The organism is Paenibacillus litoralis, assembly GCF_046244365.1.
Classification (GTDB): Bacteria; Bacillota; Bacilli; order Paenibacillales; family NBRC-103111; genus Paenibacillus_V.
Genome location: NZ_CP176395.1, coordinates 4,970,279 through 4,989,900 on the forward strand (window position 1 = coordinate 4,970,279; position 19,622 = coordinate 4,989,900).

Genomic DNA, 19,622 nt, shown 5'->3' on the forward strand with positions numbered 1-19,622 from the left:
GTAGGATAAGAATATCGTTTCTCTCTCCTCTATCGACTCGCCATCATCATTCTAGGAGGCTTTGCCGTGGACCATCCGACGACTACTGCCGAAGATAAGCAGGCGCTGCTGCCGCCTTTGCCCGAATATGCCGACGCAGCGCTCAAGGAGACCAAAAAACCGAGGCTCACCTTGAAAATTCTGTTTGAACGTATGCAGGAGCTGCAAAAGGAGAACCTACTGCTCTCGCAGCGTTTGGACGAGCTGGAAAACCGCCTGAAGGAAGGACAGCCTTGGTGCGGCGAAGCGGCCGCCTCGGCGGAAACGGCGGCTACCGGAGCCGCGAATCTGCCTTTCGCGCCTGAAACTCCTTTCATCCAAAACGCCTTAACGGAGGCCCGATTACCGGAGATCGAAGTGCAGCCCTTTCTTCGCCGAAGCACGAATTCCGCGCTTATTGCCGAAGCGGAAGCCAAAACGATCCGATTCCGAAGCGATGCTCTTCCGTCCGTCGAAACCTCGCGTTCCGAACGGCATCCCGCTCGCAAGAAAACGTTTTGGCGGTTCTTTCGGCTGCTTGCCCGCATATGGTGAGCATTCCGCATCCAAGCGCAGTTTAGGCTGCCGGTGCAAAAGCACCGGCAGCCTTTGGCATAATAGAAAAAACGGCCAACTCCGATTAGGAGCAGCCGTTTGGGATTTTACTTTTGCGTGGTCGCTCTGCCCGTCACTCTTTTGACGATATCCAGAACGGAGGTTCTATTCAGCTTGGCCTTGCCTTCCGTCATCGCTTCCAGAGTTCCGTGCGCAAGCGCCAGCGGTATGCTGCAAAAATTATGAATAGGCCCGGGTTGAATGTCCGCGATATATGCATCGGCAAGCGCGAGATTGCGTTTGGTGTAGGCAACCATCTCTTCCTTCCCCCACCGCTCCGGAAAGAAATTCACGCCTCTCGAGGAATCGTCGGAAATGTTGCGAAGAATATTTACCGCTTGAAGTCCCCGACCGAAGCCTACGGCTTTGATCCGGTCCGTTTGCGTGCCGTCGTACCACAACCACAGGTCCGACAGCAGCTCGCCGACGGCTCCCGCTACGCAGTACGTATAATGATCCAAATCCTCTTCCGTTTTAATGACCCAGCTCTTTTCGACCCATTCGGCCATTTGCTCCGACATGACCGCCGTGCTCAGCATGACGCGAGGGGCGATCGAGGCCGGACAAAGATCCACCCAATCGGTTAGGCGCAGCGTAACGTCGGGCAGAACCTCCTTGTACGGATTGAAGAGCTCATCTAGCTTGTCCATTCTCTCCGGTTCCCGCAAAACGGCAGCGATGCCTTGCAGCAGCTTGATTTTATGTTCGGATGCCAGGTCTTCATGATCTTCCACCTCGTCGATGGCACGCATGCATAGATAGGCGGAAGCGACGGCTTCCTGTATCCCCTCCACCAAATAGCTGATCGGAATATAGAAGGTTCTGCTTGTATTCGCTAACATGTCCATGGCTTCACTAAATAATTGATTCCTGTTATTCACCGTCTGGCCTCCAAAATAATCGTCTGTCCATCCTATCGTATGCGGAACGCAATGTTCGAATCTATATAGTTGCGGCCTTCACGGCTAGTATTTGTTAACGGAACAGGCATGTCGTATGATTTTCGCTGTTCAACCGATCCAGTATGAATACCGACCTATCTAATTTACCAAAGAAATGAGTCCAATGCCAGCGCACGTTGCAGCCGGGCGGTTTGCGCGTCCGCCGCACTTTGACAAAAGACATGAAATTGTAACAAATCCGTTCCATTTCTTGGTCGTCTTTGCTTTACATTCGTACTTGTACGCAGTTTCTTTCTACTAAATTATCCGGTTTCCCGGACGATCAGGCAATGCTATTGCCTAGAGCATGCACGCTCCGCTGCGGCAATTTCAAGAAGGAGGAGTAACATTGGAGACGAAAGTAAAACTAGCATTAAAAACCGCCTTGGGCAACTGGAATGCCATGTCGAATCCGGAACAGGATGACGCCGAGTCGACCGCTAACGATTTCGAAGCTTCCTTTTACCGGTTTATCGATGCTTTCCGCGAATGGGTGTACGAATTGGAGCAGACGCCGGAAACGATTGACGACTTGTTCGATCTGCCGTTCGTTCAAGACATCATAAACAGGCTTCCCGCTCCGCTTTATTTGAATTTCGAGACCGAAGCCGAGCTCATCCTGGATAAAATAAGCAGAGTCGACGAGGACAAGTACGATTAGCGCCGGCTTCTTTCATTTCTGTTAAAGCTTTTTATAATCGCTTTTCATTATGGAGCTGACGAGATTGGCCCATTCCGAGTTGGCCGGACAATACTTCTTGGCGATCTTTTCCACCGTCGTGTAGCCGTTGCCCGTATAGTATTTGTTAAGGATTTGTCCAAATTCCCGGACGCTGTCTCCCTTCGTTTGGAAGCTAAACGCTTTATTATTGCTCCCGCCCGTAGCGTTCAGGCCGAACAAATTGTTTTTGTTTTTGGCCAGGCTGCTTTTGCCGTTGCCGCTTTCGAGCTTCATGACGGCGATCGTGAAATAGGCATTGATGCCGTATTCTTCTTCGATCTCGAGAATCGCTTCCTCCAGCTCGTTCCCGGCCAAATCCGTGCCTTCAAAAATTTGGGCGATATGCGATTTGGTCAAACCGGATTCGGATTTTACGGCGGATGTCGGCTTGCTTGGCTCCGATGCCGTATCTACCGTGAGGGGCCGGGCAGAAGCCGCAGCTATCGATGCCAAGGCGACCGCAGCTGGCGTAGGCGCTTCCATTTCCACCTTTTTCGCATAACCGCCGTGAACGTACCCTCCGTCCTTGACTTCCAGCCATCCTTCCTCGGTGATTTGGACGATCTCCAGCTTCTCGCCTTGCTTTACAACATTCATTATGGGAGACGACGCATTCGGTTTGGTCCGAACATTGAGATAGTAGGCAGTTACTTCATAGGCTGGCAGAGCGGGGGCTAATACCGGCGTTTCGTCAACCTGCGTTTGAGCAGGCTCGGCTGAAACGACTTCCGTTGTTGCGGGGGGTTCCTCAGCCAAAGGCGTCGGGGAGGCGGCTTGATAGGATTTAAAGGAATGAAAATTCCCATTCAGGAATGCCGTTATATGTAGGCTTCGGTTCATATGGATTGGACCCGGCGAAGCTTCCGCAATGTGTGCGGACGTTAGAAAGAATCGCAAACCGATTGTCAGGAGCAAGGCTAAACATAGTGCATAAACGAACAAACGCCGATTCCGTTCTCTACTCATGACTACACCTCTTCCTTCATCTGATGGTGGCTGTGCGGAACGATATAGGATAGATTGTACACATGAGCAACTAAAAAACATGTCAAACTGCCTGCGGAGAATGCTTGTTTATTTGTCGACCCGCCTATTTTCTTGTCCAATTAGAGAAAAAAGATCAATTCGGCCGTGTCGGCTTTTGCTTTTTTTGTATTTTCCTCCCTCTCCCCTGCCCGGTAAACACGAAAAAACCGCCCGATGAAAGGAGGTTCGCTTACCGATTCTCTATGTTCTTTTTCGAAATAGGGGGACGAGACTCCCCGATCGGACACAAGGAGAAACGTTTTCGCCGTCCTTCTGATAAATGAAAAAACCGAGCCGAAGCTTCCGGTTTTTTCGTATTCGTTCAACTGGCTCAGGCCGTTCTCGCACTCCCGCTGCCGTTTCTGTTTTTATAGGCGGTCCGCATGAAAAGAATCGCAATAAAGAGCAGCGCAAGCAGCTGCGGAGCGGATGTTTCCCAGGTCGGATATACGCCCAGCCATCCCATGGAAAGCAAGTAGTCCCTGCTGTGAGCCGCAAGCTTTCCTGCGATCTGCAGGGAGTGAATGCTCTGTCCGAGAAACTTAATGACGAGGTAGTAAATAAATACGGTTGCCGCAAGGAAGAACGGCCGGACAGGCAGTCTGGCTCCGCCTTTGACGATGGCGATTCCGCTAATAGCTAACACGGCCAGCGCAACCGCAATACCTAGTACAAGCTTAAAAGGCTCGATCGAAGGCGCCATCCCGATATAGAAAATCGCCGTCTCCGCACCCTCCCGCAAAATCGCAAGTCCCGCAATCAAAAACAAATACCACAGCCGGCCGCTTGCAAGCGCCGAACCCATTTGGCTTTGGATGTACGAATTCCAGGCATTCACATTGGACTTGCCGTGCATCCAAACCCCTACGGTAATCATGAGAATGACGGAAACGAGCCCCGTTACGCCTTCGATGAGCTCGCGCGCGCTGCCCGAAGCCGCCTTGGCGATCGTCAGCGTAAGTACGATAGCGAGCATAGCGCTAGCAACCAGTCCGGCCGCAGCGCCGCTCCAAATCCATTTTTGCTTGGAGCCGTTGCCCGTCCGTTGCAAGAATGCGAGAAGCGCGGCTACGACGAGCAAGGCTTCCAGCCCTTCCCTCAGCAAAATCAAGCCCGCGTCCCAAGCCGTATAGGAAGCTTCCTTCGTGTAAGGCTCGAGCTCCGCCCGCATGCCGGCAATGACCGCAAGCGCCTGGGTGGTCCTCGGAGGCTTTGACATCAGATACCCCGATACTTGCGTCATCTCGTTCTCGATATTCGCATATGTGCTTTGCGAGCGAGTCCGCACTTCCCCTTCCAGACTCGGCCAAAGGGCAATGAAAGCTTGCATCTGCTCAGCAGCGCCGTCCGCCCGGTCCGAACCGGCTTCGCTATGGGCCATGTCGAGAATGGCGATCAGATCGGCGATGCTGCCGGTGCCGGCATTGCTTGCGTCCGTCTTTAGGGTACCGTTCCTATAATCGTTCACCGTCTGCATAAGAGCCGTAATACCGCTCTCGGCCGCAGCCGCTTGAGGCGGATCCGTCTGCAGTGCGATCCGGATCCGGCTGCTCATCGTCTCGATCAAGCCGTACACCTGCGGATTGTCGTTCCGGATATCCGGCTCGATTTTGCCCCACTGCACGGTAAATTGCTTATACCGGGCGCTCGCTTCGGTCCAATTGCTTTGCTTGACTTGGTCCAGCGTTTGCTTAAGGTAGGGCAGCAGCGATTGTACCGCTTCCTTGCCGTCCTTCTTATTCTTCGTTACGGCAACCGAGGCCGCATATTCGTCCGTCGCCTTCGTCAAGCGCGAAACAGCCTGATAAGCTTCATCCGGATGGGCTTCCGCATCGTTCAGCGACCGTATCGCTTGCGCAATCGCTTCGGCGACTTTAGCAGCGGACGGCGAGGACGGCGGATTAAGCTTTTTCCACTCGGCGTCGAACTGCTCAACTTCTTGCTTGGCTACAGCCCAATGCTTCTGCCCCGCTTCCACGAGCGCCCCTCCCGCCAGCGGCATTAGCCGGTCGGCTCCGGCTGTGCCGGTGTCGGCCGCACTTGCCTGCTGTCCTCCCGGTCCGGTAAGCAGAAGCAGCACAAATGCAAGGAGAAGAAGCTTCTCTATCAGGCTGCGGGATGCGCGACGGTTCATCGGTATGATCTCCTTCGTCATACGAAAAGCCCCTCGCCGATATAGCCGCCTTCCCGTACGCCCGGAAAACAAGCGAAAACCGCGCTTCCCACATGAACGATATATTCGTTCAGCTTATCCTGCTTGGCTAAGCGATCCTGCATCGGAACAAACTGAGTTCGCGGATCCCGTTGATACGCGATAAAGAACAAGCCGGCGTCTAGCTGTCCCGTCTGGTGATCGATACCGCTCGAGTAGGAATACGAACGCCGCAATATTTTCACGCTTCCGTCTCCATGGGCGAGACGGATGTGGGAATTGTCCGGAATGACGGGAGCGTCCTTCTCCGACTTCCGGTCGAGAGGAATGGGGTCAAACTCGTTTCCCATACCAAGCGGAGCGCCGGTATCCCGGTACCGGCCGAACGTCGCCTGCTGGTCGTTCAGCGACGAGCGGTCCCACACCTCGATGCGCATGCGGATGCGCCGCGTCACCATATAGCTGCCGTTGTTCATCCATGCCGGTCCGTCCGCAGCTTGCGCCCATACGACCTTCTTCATCGTTTCCGCATCGGCCGTATCGGGATTGCCCGTACCGTCCTTGAATCCTAGTAAGTTTCGCGGCGTCTCCGTTCCCTGACTGGAACCGGCCGTGCGCTGGAAGCCCTCTTGCGTCCAGCGCAGCACCGCAACGCCGCGAGCGAGTCTTGCCAGGTTGCGAACGGCATGAAAGGCCGTCTGTAGATCGTTTGCGCATACCTGTACGCCAATATCGCCCCCACACCATTCTTCGCGGAGATTGTCTCCGGCAAACCGCGGCAGATCGATCAGAGCCGGAGGGCGCTTGGAGGCCAGGCCAAAGCGACCGTCGAATAAAGAAGCGCCGGCGCCGAACGTCAAGGTCAGCCGCCCCGGGTGGAGTCCCGCCGCTTCTCCGGTATCCGTCGGAGGCAAGTTTGCATTTTTGCTTTCGCTCCCCACCGGACGCCCTTCGCTTAGACGAGCTGCCGCTTCGGTCCATGTCCGGAGCAGCTCGATGACCTCGGAAACTTGATTGGTTGTCAGATCGAAGGAGGCGAAGCATAAAAAGTCCTGGGAAGGCGTTACGATTCCCGCCTGCTGAGCCCCATAGAAAGGGATGCTATCCTGCGTCCCGGCTGTCCCGGGTGATGCGGAGCTTTCCCGGGAGCCATCCAGCATCCCGGTCCCGGCAAGAACGCCTCCGGCTCCTACGGAGCCCAGAAGCAGCCCGACGCCGCCGATACCGGCTATTTTCAGCATTTCGCGCCGGCTAAGTCCTTGCTTGGGTTTTGGTTCCGCCTCCAGCGAAACGGATTCCTGCGGTTCATGCTTGTTTCGTTCTTCCATTCGATTTACGCCTCCAGGAGCTTACCCATGTTCGAGAGCGGTTCTGCCAAAGAATCGACGGCCTGGCTCAGCTTTTTCGTTTGATCTTTCGTCAGTTCGTTATACGGCACATAGCCGTCGCCTTTTTTGAACGGAGAAAGCTCCTTCTCAAGATCGGTAAATTTCGATTCGATCTTCGTCGTCAGCGCCGCATCTTTCTTCGTAAGTTCAGGCTTCAAAATCTCGAATATTTTTTTGGCCCCTTCGACATTGGCGGCAAAATCGTATAAATCGGTTCGAGAATAACGCTCCTCTTCTCCGGTCACCTTCGTTGCGGACACTTCGTTAAGCAGCTCGACGGCCCCGGTGACAAGCATATCCGCATTGATATCCGCCGTCTCGACCTTAGCGCGCAGCAGTTTGCTGTCGCTAAGCAGTTGATCGGCATACGTCTCCTGCCCCTTGGTCGTCTTCTCCTTCCAGAGCGCCTTCTCGATCCGGTGGAATCCGCGCCATTCCTTCTCGTCCACGTCATCTTCGCGCGCGTCAAGATTAGGATCCAAATCGCCGAGCGACTCGGCTATCGGCTCGATCCGTTCGTAGAACATCCGGCTAGGCGCGTATAGCTGCTGCGCTTTCGTCAGCTCGCCAGCTTTCACGGCCGCCACGAACTCGGCAGTCGATTTGACGAACAGATCGCTTTGTTCGACCACATATTTGCGATACGTTTCGGTAGCCAGCTTAAGTTCCGGAGTATCCGCTTTATACGTTTTCTCGCTTTCCGCAGCGCCGGCATCCTTACCCGCTTTCTCTTGACAACCGGTAAACAATAAGGACGCGCCTAGCATAGCCGCCGGCAATATGTAACGTGCTTTCAAAATGAACCTCTCCTTTTACAATGTAAACGAACGTTTAAATTTCTCACATCCCTTAAACTATCACACATGAAAATGATTATCAATGTCAAAATGAGCTAAATTCGTTTCGATTGTTGCCGGATTCCTCTCCTTTCTACAATGCTCTTTGTAGGTTTAAAACGAAGCGTATTTATACAAAGCTGACTCGGGACATTTTGCCGTCCGTTCTGGAAGCACAAAAAAACGGCCCAAGCTAAGCTTGAGCCGGAAACGGGCTGTTGGTAGATCCGAGTAAACCCAATGAATCGAAAGAGATGGTAATGTTCAGTTCCTTGATTGGAAAAGAAGATTTCGGACTATATATCGGCCGCGTCGGACACGGCATCGGTTTGGTTTCAGAACGGTTTGACCAGCATCAAATAGAGCACAAAAAGCGGGATGACGATTACGATCGTGCCGAAAACATCCCATCTTCGGGATGCTTTCCGGTAGGAAGCGCTCAAATCGGCGATCGTTCCGGGCAATGCGCTTTCTTTGATCATTCGCCGCTGTGCGGGAATAAGAACGGCGGCCCAGATCAACCCGCTTAAAGCAAAGAGCGCCTCCGATACCGTCATCCAGCTTAGCTCAGCGAGCGAATACCCTTTAAGCGAAGCCATAATATGGCCCGTAGCAAGCAGCAGGACGACGCCGGGCAGCGTGAACCAATAGTCGGCCAGCATGACGTTTCGGGCAACGCGGCGGAGATGGGCCAAATCATTTCCCCGTTCCGCCGACAGCTTCCAGAACGCCGCCGTAATCACATTCCCGAGAAACAGCACCGCTCCCAGCACATGCAAAAAGATAAGCACTCCCATTACTTGTTTCCTCCTTCCGATTGTTCAAGCAGTTGGACGCAATCCGATAGAGCGCGGAGTTGTCCTTTGTGGTAACCGATCCCAATGGTCAGAGACAGCAGCTGATGGCTCGGCATGTTCTGACGGTGTCGGTCATGTATGTCTTGAAGCTTCTTAAGCTTGCTTTCGTGCTGACTTACGCTTTGCCCGATCCATGCCCGCATCTCGTCCGTTCCGGCATCGCCGCCGAAAAACAACCGCATGCAGATGTCTGATCGGACGCTGTCCTCGCCGACGGGCTGTTCGAAATACTGCGCAAGCAGCTTCTTTCCGTCGTCCGTGATCGAGAACTCGTTCTTATTCGGACGATCCTCCTGCACGATTGTCCGTTTTTCGATACAGCCCTCCTTCTCCAAGTTTTTCAGTGTCGGATATACGCTTCCGTAACTGCCGTCGAAGAAAAAGGAAATGACGCCTTCAAAATCTTTCTTAATCTCATATCCCGTCATTGGCCGTTTGTTTAACAACGCTAACGCGACATATTTGGCTTGCAGCTGCATGGGACGGCGCTCCTTTCCTATTCGGTTTATTATTATCATTATTTATATTCACAATATGAATATAATTGAACGTATCTACGTTGTCCATCATTTTCTATTTTCGCGTCAAAAAGCCCCCGCCGTCGCCTCGGACCCGGGAGCCTACTCGTTTCAACTTGCCGCCCTCTTATTCGTTAGAATCGGGATTTAGCCAAATTCCCCCGGTAACCGGGTATAAAGAGCCTGTCACGTAGGATGCGGCATCCGACAACAGAAAAGCCGCTACCTCGTTGATCTCGTTCGGCCGTCCGCTTCTGCCGACCGTTGAACAAGAGCGAATCCACGAGAGATGCTGCTCCGACATATGCTCAAGCACCTGTTCCGATTTGAAATCGCCCGGGACCACCGCATTCGCGCGAATGCCTTGCTTGGCGTATTCGACGGCCAGGTAACGCGTCAATTGCTCGACTCCCGCCTTCCCTGCTCCATACGCGGAATTCCCCGTTTTCGGATACGTGCCGAGCACGGAGGAAACGTTCACGATCGAACCTCCTCCCGATCGGATCATCAGCTCGGCCGCATGCTTGCATACGAGAAAGGTGCTGGTCAGCGTCCCCTTGATCGAGTCCTCCCAATCCGCTAGCGTTTGCTCCGCAACGGTTCGGGAGCGGTTCACATAAGTCGTATGATAGCTGCCGTCCAGTCTGCCGAACGCTTGATCGACCTTGTCCATCAGAGCTTGAACCTGATCTTCCTTCGTCATATCCGCTTGAACGTAAATCAGCCGATCGCCGCCTACACGTCCTTGCAGTTCGCCAAAGCCGTCGGACTCGGCGGAAGGCCTAATGTCGCAGGCAGCCACTAACGCCCCCCTCTCGGTAAAAAGCTTCGTCGCGGCGCTCCCCGCCGCCCCCAGCGAGCCCGTTATGACAATCACTTTCCCCTCCAGTTGTAAGGGCATGGATCATCAGCCTCCCGATCGTTCGCATATTTGCACTATCCTTTAACGGCACCCAAAGTGGCGCCTTCGGATATTTGACGCTGGAACATGACATAAAGCACGATCGTCGGCAGCATCGCTATTGTTACGCCGGCAAACAAGGTAACCCAATCCGCCTTGTACTGCATAAGCTGGTTCGCATTGTACATGGCGACTCCGATCGTATACTTCGTCTGATCGCTCAAATAGATGAAAGGTCCGAGGAAGGAGCTGTATAGACCCAAAAACTTAAAGTTGGCGACCGTTACGATACCGGGCGTCGACAACGGCACAATGATCCGGAGGAACACCTGAAACAGCGAAGCGCCGTCCATAAATGCGCTCTCCTCCAGCTCCTTCGGAAGAGACTGCATGAAGCCGCCGAGCAGCATTAGAAAAAAGACGCTTTCCCCGAGGCTGTCCAGTAGGATAAGACCGGTCAGACTGTTGGTCAGATGCAGATCGCGCATCAGCACATATTGAGGAACAAGCGCGTTGATGCCCGGCAGGAAGAGTGACAGCATGATGACCGTCCATATCAGCTGCCTTCCGCGAAACTGCAAGCGGGTTAACGCATAAGCGTTGAGCGTTGTAAGGAATGTGCCGAGCAGCAGGCCGACGCCGACATAGTATAGCGTATTCAAAGCCGTGGAGCCCAAATGATAAGATTCCCACGCTTTTTTATAATTTGCCCACATGGGTTTACTGGGCATAGACCATACATTGACGAAAAACTCCTTGTTCGTCTTTAGCGACTCCAAAATAATCCACAAAAGAGGCACGACGATCGAAAGCGCCCATAACAACAAGAGAAGCCGCCAAACGAGATCTAGCCAGGTACGCTTGCTGTTTTCCATGAGCTCCCCCCTCTCCGATTGCTCGTATCAGAATTCGATTTGCTCCTTTGGACTGATTTTGTCGATAATGAGCTTGGCAGCAACCATGATGACGAACAAGAACATGCCGATAGCCGACGCGTAACCATAATTGTGGGAATCTTTGCCGAACGCCATATGAAACATATACAGTCCGATGACGTCCGTAGCTCCGGCGGGACCGCCGTTCGTCATAATGAGCATCAGCTCGAAGCCCTTGAAGGTAGCAAGCACGAGAAACAAGGCGCTGACGCGGATGACGGGGTTAATGAGAGGCATCGTAATCTTGAATAACCGCGTTATGTGTCCGGCGCCGTCCAATATGGCGGATTCATACAACGAAGCAGGGATGCTTTTCATCGCATTCATGAAGATGATGATGTAGAAGCCGACCGCTCCCCATATGGCAGGCGGCAGCAGCGCCCATAGCGCCGTTTTCTTATCGCCCAGCCAGTAGAAATTGTTCGCGTCGATGTCGAACATCTTCAGCACCGCGTTCAGCATGCCGTACTCGCCGTCATAAATGAACCTCCACAGCAGCGCCACGACGACGATTGCAAGCACGTTCGGCAGGAAAAACAACACTTTATAGAAGGGCGCTTCCCGGTACCCTTTGTTGTTCAAGAGATAAGCAAGAAACACTGAAATATAAACGGTTAACAAAGGGATCGTGAGCATGAGGATGAGATTATGCGAAAGCGCTCTCCAAACGAAGTTATCTTTAAGCATGTATGTGTAGTTGTCGATTCCGACAAACTTAGCGGAGCTGAGGCCGTTCCATTCCAATAACGAATAGTAGACGGACATGATATTCGGATACAACGTAAACAGCAAGTACCCCAAAAAACTTGGGCCTACGGCAAGCAAAATAAAAATTCGTTTCCGGACCTTCCCTTTGCTGAAAAGCCCGCCCTTTCTCGCGGCCGCCGACGCGTTCCATTCCGGTTGAGCCATATGTGGTCCTCCATTCGCCTCAGGATAGGCAAAAGGGAAGGATTTCCCCTTCCCCCGCCATGCTTCCTTCGTTTATTTCTTCTCCGCTTCAATCGCTTCCTTCATGAGCTTATCCGCTTCTTCCAAGACGGGCATCGGATCCTTCTTGCCGGAAGCCACCTCTACAATCATATCCGTAACCATCTTCGTCGCTCTGCCGGCGGACGGATGAGTGAACGCCACGTCTTTCACCGCCGTACCGAATCTTGCTTTATTCGTTTGGACATATTCCAGTACGGCTCTAGGCGCCTCCTGCAGCTGGGCGATATTATCCGGATTATCGGCAAAATCTTTGCGGATCGGGGATATGCCGTATTTGCCGTTAAAAGCTTGAATCTCATTCGTCATTAAGAACAAGTTGAATTCCTTCGCCCATTTCTTCGTCAGCTCCGGCTTGTTTTTCCAGATCATCATGCTGCCCGCGCCGATGCCGTTCTCCACCCAGATCGTATCGCCAGGCTTATCGACGAACGGAATGTCCATGAAGCCCCATTTAAAGCCTTCCGGTATCGAATCCTTCATCTCGTTCTGTACCCAGTCGCCTGTCGAAGCGAGCGCCGCTTTGTGCTGGAGCAGCTGCATCTGAGACTGCGTATGGTTCATCGCCGCCGCCCCTTCCGGGAAGGCTCCCAGCTTGCCCAGTTCATAAAGACGGCTCCATATTTCCTTATACTCCGGGGAAGTGTAGATCGGCCACTTGCCCGAGCGGAAATCCTTCGTAAATGGATCCAGCGTCCCTTTTTTCTGCGCCAATTCAAACTGCTTGATCGTAAAACCGTAATAAATATAGGTCGCATATACGCCAGGGTACGTGATCGGAATGATCCCTTTGGCTTTAATGTCCGTTATGAGCTTTTTGAATTCGTCCCATGTTTTCGGATTTTGATTCCAGCCGTTCTTTTCGAAGAACGTTTTGTCATAGAACAATCCAAGCGCGTAAGCCCCCATCGGAATTTGATAAAACTTTCCGTCCACCTTCAGCGCGTACTGCATCGTACTGTCAAGCACGACGTCCTTCAGCTTCACGCCTTTCTTATCCGGGACTTCTCGATCCCACAAATCCGTTAAGTCTTCGAATAAGCCTTCCTTCTGGGCGACAGTGCCTTCTTCGATGCTGTTGAAGGTCGGAGATATGATGTCGAACATGTCCTTGTCGTTCTTGGCAGCCATCTTGATGCCGATCAATTCGCGGATTACCGGCGAAGCGGTTACTTCGAATTTGACGTTCGGATATTTCGCCGTAAACTTCTTGATCGCGTTATCCGCCCATTCGCGTCCGTACGCGTTCTCCCAATATCCCCACTTGATCGTGACCTTCTCGGTCTTGGATAGCCCGTTTTCCGGATAGACATCTTCCTTGTTGTCACCAGGCGGAGCGCTTGAGGCAGACGCCGGAGAGGGGGGAGATGCGCCGCCTTCGCTCGACGTACAACCAATGACGATTACGAAAGGAATAACAGCCGCTACTACACCCGCAATAGTCTTTGCTGTTCGATTCATCGCTCTTCTCCTCCTTTTTTTTGAGAACGCATACAATTTGTTAGTTGATCCCCTTCTCTTTTGCCGCAAATACCCCCTCGTTCAGTCCTTCCGCGATTCGTTGACCGACCTTGTCGAACTCCGTCGACAATCCAAATTTTCTCATGTAGATGAAACTAGTTTACATGATCGAGGAAGAAACTGTCTATCCTGTTCCCTTCCATTTTCCAGACCGCGATTCGACAATCGCCGAAAAGCAGCCTTGGATCATGCTGTTTCAGGAAAAATTATAAAAAAAGTGCATTGTCCTAGTACAATCCGTAGCCTCGATCCATATGATATATTACGTACCAAGTCCTCCTGCAAGGAGGTGACACCAAATGACATTTACGCTTACAGGTTGGATGCTCTACGCAATGTGGGCCGTACTTGGATTGATGGCTCTCGATTTCCTCTTCGGACTCTATCATTCCCTTAAGGCCGGCAAACTGCCCAGCACTTTAATTCTTGGATATTTGAAAGACTTGCTGTATTACGTGCTGCCTCTCTACCTCTTAGCCAATATGCAGTCTCTCGATTCCACAGGCTATCTAGTGTTAGCCGGTTATTATGTCGGAGCTTTCGGCGTAGTTCTCAAATATCTCTATGATATGAAAGGCAAATTGTAACCGCCTGCAATCCCCCCTGGCTTCAGGGGGGTTTTACTTTGCTCGGTCAGGCTGCAGCAAGCCTCTTCCTATCAAATTGGCGGATACCGCCTGTCTTCCCAATCCCCTAGCCCAAACGGATAGTTGCCCGGCATGATGAATTTCATGGGCGATAAGATGGCGCAGGACTTCCCCTGCGGCAACCGGTTCCCCGTTCATCCAGGGAGCTCGTACGATTTCAAGCTCCTTATCCGGCGACCAGCTCGCCACAAAAGGTTCGACATCTTGCCGGTAATCGCCGGATAAGCCGCGAATCTTATCCAAGGTCATGTTATCCGCAAATTCAGGCGACAGGTCGGCCTTTCCTTCGATCGCCCTGATCCAGCTGCATTCCACGTCTACGATATGAAACAGCGTTTGAAGAATGCTTCCGACACCTCCCGCACGAGTCTCCAGCAGCTGTTCATTCGACAGCTCTTTACACCATTCGAACCACTCTTCTCTTACAAGCCAGTTGTATCTATACATATGCAGCATCCGTTCGTCTCAGCTCCCGATTTTGTCGTGTTATGTCGTATGATAGAACATATATTCGCATCATGCAAGGTCAGTCTCCGTTCGCGTATGGAACCAGAACCGCCGAGAGTCCTAGCGAAGGAATGCATGACGATTCCGTCCAAGCTTACGGCTCGGCCGCATGTATTTGGATTTTGTGAATATCCTTATATATCGGCAAAATACGGGATGGAGATGGGAACATGGAAATGCGCAAGCAATCCTTTATCCGGGGAGCATTCGTCTTGACGGCGGCGGCGTTCTTCACGCGGGCGCTCGGCTTTATTAACGGTATACTGTTGGCGCGCATGCTGGGCAAGGAGGGGATCGGTCTTTTGATGACCGCCCATCCGCTGCTTCCTCTTTTCATTACATTAACCGAGCTCGGCCTTCCCGCAGCCATCTCGAAGCTGGTATCCGAGGCGGAGACGCAGAACAACCAAGCGCGGGTCAGAAAAATTTTGGTCGTATCCTTGACGATAACCGGCGTGCTGAGCGTGGTCCTGACGCTCTTCGCCTTATTCGCCTCCAAGTGGATCGCCTCCATCTTCCTGCCGGACCAGAGAGCGTATTATGCCATGCTCGCCCTTACCCCGATCATCCCGCTTGTGGCGATTACGGCCGTGTTGCGCGGATATTTTCGCGGCAAGCAGAACATGAACCCGCTCGCCATATCCGACGTGATCGAAACGCTGGTGCAGATCGCCTTCGTCGTCGGGCTCGTTCACTGGCTGCTGCCTTATGGCGTCGAGTATGCCGCCGCAGGGGCAATGATCAGCGTAGTGCTCGGGGAAGGCGCAGGACTTCTCTATTTGTTCGTGCGTTTTACTCTGTACCGCAAGAACAAAGCGAATACCGCCACGGTGAAAGCTTCGCCGCTTGCCGAGGGCTTCTATCCGACGATGCGCGATCTATTGCGCCTCGGCTTGCCGCTGACGGGAAGCGGCTTCGTTCACTCCCTGTACCGCGCCTTTCTTCCGATGCTGGTCACGCACAGTTTGCTGCTGTCCGGTGTCGCCAGCGCCGCCGAAGCTACCAAAAGCTTCGGTCTATTTACCGGCTACGTGCTTCCCTTGCTGTTCCTTCCGAGCTTCTTTACGCAGTCGCTGTCCACGGCGCTCATCCCCGCCATCAGCGAAGCGTCGGCAGTCAGCAACAACCGACTCATGCATCACCGGATGGATGTCGCGATGAAAATCGCGCTTTTTGTGGGTATTCCTTGTACGATCATTTTATACGTATGGGCCGTTCCGCTGGCCACCGTACTCTATCGCGCGCCGGAAGCCGGTCCGCTGCTGAAGCTGATCGTCCCTCTGTTCTTCTTGTATTATTTTGAAGCTCCGCTGCACGCGATCCTGCTAGGATTGGGCAAAGCGTCGACGGTCATGTGGAATCTGATCCTGACCAATCTTTTTCAGATAGCGCTCATCTATGTATTGGGCTCCGCTTTAGGGATCGAAGGGGTCGCTCTGGGATTCGGCTTCGGCATTTGTCTCCTTACCGTTCTGAACTTTCTGTCGATCTCGAGCACGATCGGCTTTTATTTCGACTTCCGAATGGTCGTCAAGGCGACGCTGGGAGCCGTTATTATGGTCATTTGCGGCCTCGGCGCTTACGCTTCCATGCAGCGATACGGAGCCGCTCTTCCGATGAACGTGCTTGGAGCGGTATGCGTTTCGATCCTTGCCTATGTCATGACGCTGCGCATCACTCGCGTTTTCAAGGAAGGATAGCCAATAAAAAAGCTGCGGTGCCCATAAGGCTTCCGCAGCTTTTCCCGTTCCGTCTTATGGACCCGCGATCGTCATCCAATCTCCGGCAAAGACGTCCTTCTTTTGATCCATATACGTTTTGTAGGGGACGGTCTCGTCGAAATCCCCCTCGAAAGCGATCAATCGGACGTAGGGACCGGTCGCCTTCAGGGTGAACGATGTTCCGTCCGGCTTGCCCACCGTTCCCATATTGTCGCGGTAGATGCGCTCAAGAGACGCATCGATTTCGCCTTCCTTCACGACCTTCGGCTTGTCCGTATGATTGGCGATGACCAGCTGACCGCCGAAATGATAGTTATAATAATCTTCCTCGAAAACCGGGTAGTTCGTACCTGCCGTTAAATAGATGGCGCAGTATGCAGGCAGGGTGAAAGAGCGTATGTTTTTGTAGCCGTACACCTTATATTCGCTGCCGTCAGGCTGAGGGTGCGTTTGTTGCACATAGAGCCGGAACTGGCTGCCGTCGAACGAGAACAAGGTGTTGCCCGCCGCAGGCTGCTCCGTCTGCTTTGTCGCCCCTCCGGTCACCGGACTGCCTGCTCCTGCCTCTCCGGGAACGGCCGTATCGTTAGGCGCCGCGATGGCATAAAGCCTCTTGGCCATGATGACGGCCTGCTCGATGCTGGCGTTCTGCTTAGGTCCGAACGTCGTATCCGTGATGCCGTTAATGACTTCGACGGACGACATAAAATCAATGGCCTCCCGGGCGTACGGACTGAACGAATCCCGGTCCGCAAATGCGATCGCCTCGCCTCTCGCGATTGACTTTCCGGTCTTATCCAAGGCACGTTTCAGCATGGTCGCCAGCTGTTCCCGCGTAATCCGGTCATCCGGAGAAAAGCGGTCGTCCGAAGTGCCGGATACGATGCCGAGCCGGTACGCTTTCACAACTTCCGGATTCGCCGTATCCTGGAAAGGATTGCCGTCCGTATTCCGAACCGCCTCACCCGTTAACGCTTCGTACAGCTTAACCGCTACCTCGCTAAGCAGCTCGCGCGTTATATAATCCGTAAATAGCCGGTCCTGCACCGGCAAGGTTAAACCGATTTCGCTTGCAGCCGCAAGATCCGGCTTGGCCCATTCGGACGCCCCCGGCAAGCTCGGCTCGCCGGCCTGCTTCCGAATGGTGAACGCGATCGTCGTTTGCTTGCCGTCTTTACCGGTCACCGCAAGCTTGTGAATGCCGGCTGCACTCACCTTGCCCCCGCTTTGGAACGGCATATCGTCAAGCGTCGCCACGCCTTGATCGAATGTAATGACGCGTTCCGTATTGTAAATGCCGCCCGGGGATACTCCGCGAACAACCGGAGCGTTTCCTTCGAACGTAAAGGCGATCGTCGTGCGGTTCCCCGCTTCGTCCGTTACAACCAGCGTATACGCCCCGTCCGCATTTACTTTTCCGCCGTTGCCGAACGGCTTGCCGTTAAGGGTGGCGACGCCTTCGTTATACGTAATCGACAGCTCCGACCGGTACGTCTTTCCGGCTTCGACACCCGTGACGACCGGAGGCTTTTTGTCGATGACGAAGTGGACCGTCGTGCTAAGGCCGGATTTGTCCGACACGAACAACGTATAGCTGCCTTCATCGCTCACGGTGCTTCCGCTGGCAAACGGTTTGTTATTCAGCGTTGCCGTGCCTCGGTCGAACGTAATGACCTTATCCGTATTAAATATGCCTTCGCTTACGCCTTTCACGACAGGAGCTAAGGAAGCCTCCTCTTTTTTGTCGATATCCAGCTTGGTCAAATTCTTAAGGCTCAAGAGCGGACTGGCATCGGCGATCGGGTTGCCGGTAACATCCAGCAGCTCCAAATTCGTCAGCTTGGCAAGCGGCGATACGTCGCCGATCCGGTTGTTTTTCAGCGACAGTTCCTTCAAGGCGATCAAGCCCGATAGCGGGTTAACATCGCCGATTTGGTTGCCTGACAAGTCCAGAGCGTTTATATTGACAAGCTTGGCCGCCGCAGAAATGTCGCTGATCCGATTGCTGCCTAAGGAAGCTTCCTTAAGAGCGGTAAGGCTAGCGAGCGGCGAGATGTCGCTGATCTGGTTGTTGAATACATACAGGTTTTTCATTTTCGCCATGGCAGCCAGCGCCCGAACGTCGCTTATGCGATTGATGCTCAAGTCGAGCCTTTCCAGATTGGTCATTCCGGCAAGCGCGGAAATATCGCCGACCTGATTCTCCTCCAGATAGAGCTCGCGCAATCCGGTCAAGCCCGCAAGCGGCGTAACGTCGCCGATCTCATTGATATCCAAATGAAGCTCCTGCAGGCCGCTCATAGCCGACAGGGGACTGACATCGCGAATCTGGTTAAAGCTTAGGAAAAGACGCTGTACCGAGCTAAGCGAGGATAGGGCCTTCAGGCTGCTGACCCGGTTCGCCCTCATATTGATTTCCTGAAGGCTCTTAAGTCCCGACAACGGACTGAGATCGCTGATCTCGTTTTTGAAAAACTGAACGATTTTCAAGTTTTTCAGCTGCGAGAGCGGACTCATATCGCTAATCTTGTTATCTTGAAAATAGATGTACTCCAGGCTTCCCATGCTTGCAAGCGGGCGTAAATCGCTGATTCTGTTACTGGATGCCGCCAGCAGGCGAAGCTTGCTTAAGCCGGATAACGGACTTAAATCGCCGATTTCATTGAAATCCAGGGATAGCGTCTCCAGATTGCCCATCTTAGCCAAAGGGCTAATATCGGTTAAGTTGTTGCTCTCCAAGGATAGGCTCGTAACGTTAACGGCATATTCAAGTCCTGTCAGATCCGTAATCCCTTGCCTGCCGAGGCCGAGCGTACCCAATCCCGTTCCCATGTGCAGCGGATCGGACCGATCCGCCATCTCCTTACGGGTAATGCTGCCGTCGCCGTTCGTGTCGACGCCGATGTTGATCAAAGCTTGTTTTAATTTCGCGTCGGGGAAATTCACGACTTGGTCGCCGGCATCGGCCGCCGCGTTCACATGGGCGATCGGCTGCCCTGCTGCAAGCAATGGCGCTGCTAAAGCAAGCGAAATCATGAACCGCATTATTCGTTTCTTCTCCATAATCTCCTGCTGCCTCCGTCTGGTTCGTTCGGCTCATGTTATGCACTAGCCGTCCTTGCATACTTCGATAAGTCGGCAATTAATCCCTTTTTTTCGACAAAAACTTACAAAAGAAAAAACTCAAGCCTGATTCGGCTTGAGCGGAGCTTAATACTTTCCTTCATTACCCTATCCTTTGTTCCACTTTACTTTGCTTATCGCCTCGTCCCGTTGATGCCACCCATTTCGCTTAAGTGCCGGACTTTCCGCATAACTTCCGATAGCT

The 19,622-nt window shown here is 53.0% G+C and carries 17 protein-coding genes; 4 read left to right on the forward strand and 13 right to left on the reverse strand.

What is annotated here, in order from left to right; all coding sequences use genetic code 11:
* The first annotated feature begins 66 nt into the window (after window positions 1-66).
* Window positions 67-573, forward strand: a complete 507-nt coding sequence (locus ACKGJP_RS20830; protein WP_409340724.1) for a hypothetical protein — start codon at window positions 67-69, stop codon at window positions 571-573.
* Between the two features lie 107 nt (window positions 574-680).
* Here the strand turns inward: ACKGJP_RS20830 and ACKGJP_RS20835 are convergent, their stop codons facing one another.
* Window positions 681-1,481 (reverse strand): squalene/phytoene synthase family protein, encoded by an 801-nt coding sequence (locus ACKGJP_RS20835; RefSeq protein WP_409347218.1) that lies wholly within the window; start codon window positions 1,479-1,481, stop codon window positions 681-683.
* 442 nt (window positions 1,482-1,923) lie between these two features.
* Here ACKGJP_RS20835 and ACKGJP_RS20840 point away from each other — a divergent pair, with 442 nt between their 5' ends.
* Entirely contained in the window at window positions 1,924-2,235 is a 312-nt protein-coding gene (locus tag ACKGJP_RS20840) for a hypothetical protein (protein ID WP_409340725.1), read from the forward strand.
* Window positions 2,236-2,256: 21 nt separating this feature from the next.
* Here ACKGJP_RS20840 and ACKGJP_RS20845 read toward each other — a convergent pair whose 3' ends face one another.
* From ACKGJP_RS20845 to ACKGJP_RS20890, 10 genes are all read right to left on the reverse strand, one after another.
* Window positions 2,257-3,342 carry a glucosaminidase domain-containing protein gene (locus ACKGJP_RS20845; RefSeq protein ID WP_409340726.1) on the reverse strand — a complete coding sequence of 362 codons (1,086 nt, stop codon included), beginning with the start codon at window positions 3,340-3,342 and terminating at the stop codon, window positions 2,257-2,259.
* A 310-nt stretch (window positions 3,343-3,652) separates the two neighbouring features.
* The gene (locus tag ACKGJP_RS20850) at window positions 3,653-5,455 is read right to left on the reverse strand and encodes an FTR1 family protein (RefSeq protein ID WP_409340727.1); all 1,803 of its coding nucleotides are present in this window, start codon (window positions 5,453-5,455) and stop codon (window positions 3,653-3,655) included.
* A gap of 17 nt (window positions 5,456-5,472) precedes the next feature.
* Window positions 5,473-6,801 (reverse strand): iron uptake transporter deferrochelatase/peroxidase subunit, encoded by a 1,329-nt coding sequence (efeB, locus tag ACKGJP_RS20855; protein ID WP_409340728.1) that lies wholly within the window; start codon window positions 6,799-6,801, stop codon window positions 5,473-5,475.
* Window positions 6,802-6,806: 5 nt separating this feature from the next.
* Window positions 6,807-7,658: an iron uptake system protein EfeO gene (gene efeO, locus ACKGJP_RS20860; protein WP_409340729.1), complete on the reverse strand. Its 852-nt coding sequence runs from the start codon at window positions 7,656-7,658 to the stop codon at window positions 6,807-6,809.
* Window positions 7,659-8,032: 374 nt separating this feature from the next.
* The gene (locus ACKGJP_RS20865) at window positions 8,033-8,494 is read right to left on the reverse strand and encodes a DUF2269 family protein (RefSeq protein WP_409340730.1); all 462 of its coding nucleotides are present in this window, start codon (window positions 8,492-8,494) and stop codon (window positions 8,033-8,035) included.
* Window positions 8,494-9,033, reverse strand: coding sequence for a PadR family transcriptional regulator (locus tag ACKGJP_RS20870; protein ID WP_409340731.1), 540 nt, complete (start codon window positions 9,031-9,033; stop codon window positions 8,494-8,496). The genes ACKGJP_RS20865 and ACKGJP_RS20870 overlap by 1 nt, the downstream gene beginning before the upstream one ends.
* A 166-nt stretch (window positions 9,034-9,199) precedes the next feature.
* Window positions 9,200-9,973 (reverse strand): SDR family NAD(P)-dependent oxidoreductase, encoded by a 774-nt coding sequence (locus tag ACKGJP_RS20875; RefSeq protein WP_409340732.1) that lies wholly within the window; start codon window positions 9,971-9,973, stop codon window positions 9,200-9,202.
* A 35-nt stretch (window positions 9,974-10,008) separates the two neighbouring features.
* Window positions 10,009-10,848 carry a carbohydrate ABC transporter permease gene (locus ACKGJP_RS20880; RefSeq protein ID WP_409340733.1) on the reverse strand — a complete coding sequence of 280 codons (840 nt, stop codon included), beginning with the start codon at window positions 10,846-10,848 and terminating at the stop codon, window positions 10,009-10,011.
* 27 nt (window positions 10,849-10,875) lie between these two features.
* Window positions 10,876-11,820 (reverse strand): carbohydrate ABC transporter permease, encoded by a 945-nt coding sequence (locus tag ACKGJP_RS20885; protein WP_409340734.1) that lies wholly within the window; start codon window positions 11,818-11,820, stop codon window positions 10,876-10,878.
* Window positions 11,821-11,892: 72 nt separating this feature from the next.
* Complete coding sequence (locus ACKGJP_RS20890) at window positions 11,893-13,359, reverse strand: ABC transporter substrate-binding protein (RefSeq protein ID WP_409340735.1); 1,467 nt, start codon at window positions 13,357-13,359, stop codon at window positions 11,893-11,895.
* 359 nt (window positions 13,360-13,718) lie between these two features.
* Here ACKGJP_RS20890 and ACKGJP_RS20895 point away from each other — a divergent pair, with 359 nt between their 5' ends.
* Window positions 13,719-14,006 (forward strand): hypothetical protein, encoded by a 288-nt coding sequence (locus ACKGJP_RS20895; RefSeq protein WP_409340736.1) that lies wholly within the window; start codon window positions 13,719-13,721, stop codon window positions 14,004-14,006.
* A 33-nt stretch (window positions 14,007-14,039) separates the two neighbouring features.
* On the opposite strand, the gene ACKGJP_RS20900 is transcribed toward ACKGJP_RS20895, so the two are convergent.
* Window positions 14,040-14,522, reverse strand: coding sequence for a DinB family protein (locus ACKGJP_RS20900; RefSeq protein ID WP_409340737.1), 483 nt, complete (start codon window positions 14,520-14,522; stop codon window positions 14,040-14,042).
* 221 nt (window positions 14,523-14,743) lie between these two features.
* Here ACKGJP_RS20900 and spoVB point away from each other — a divergent pair, with 221 nt between their 5' ends.
* Window positions 14,744-16,273, forward strand: a complete 1,530-nt coding sequence (gene spoVB, locus ACKGJP_RS20905; RefSeq protein WP_409340738.1) for a stage V sporulation protein B — start codon at window positions 14,744-14,746, stop codon at window positions 16,271-16,273.
* 54 nt (window positions 16,274-16,327) lie between these two features.
* Here the strand turns inward: spoVB and ACKGJP_RS20910 are convergent, their stop codons facing one another.
* Window positions 16,328-19,357 (reverse strand): leucine-rich repeat domain-containing protein, encoded by a 3,030-nt coding sequence (locus ACKGJP_RS20910; RefSeq protein WP_409340739.1) that lies wholly within the window; start codon window positions 19,355-19,357, stop codon window positions 16,328-16,330.
* Between the last annotated feature and the right edge of the window lie 265 nt (window positions 19,358-19,622).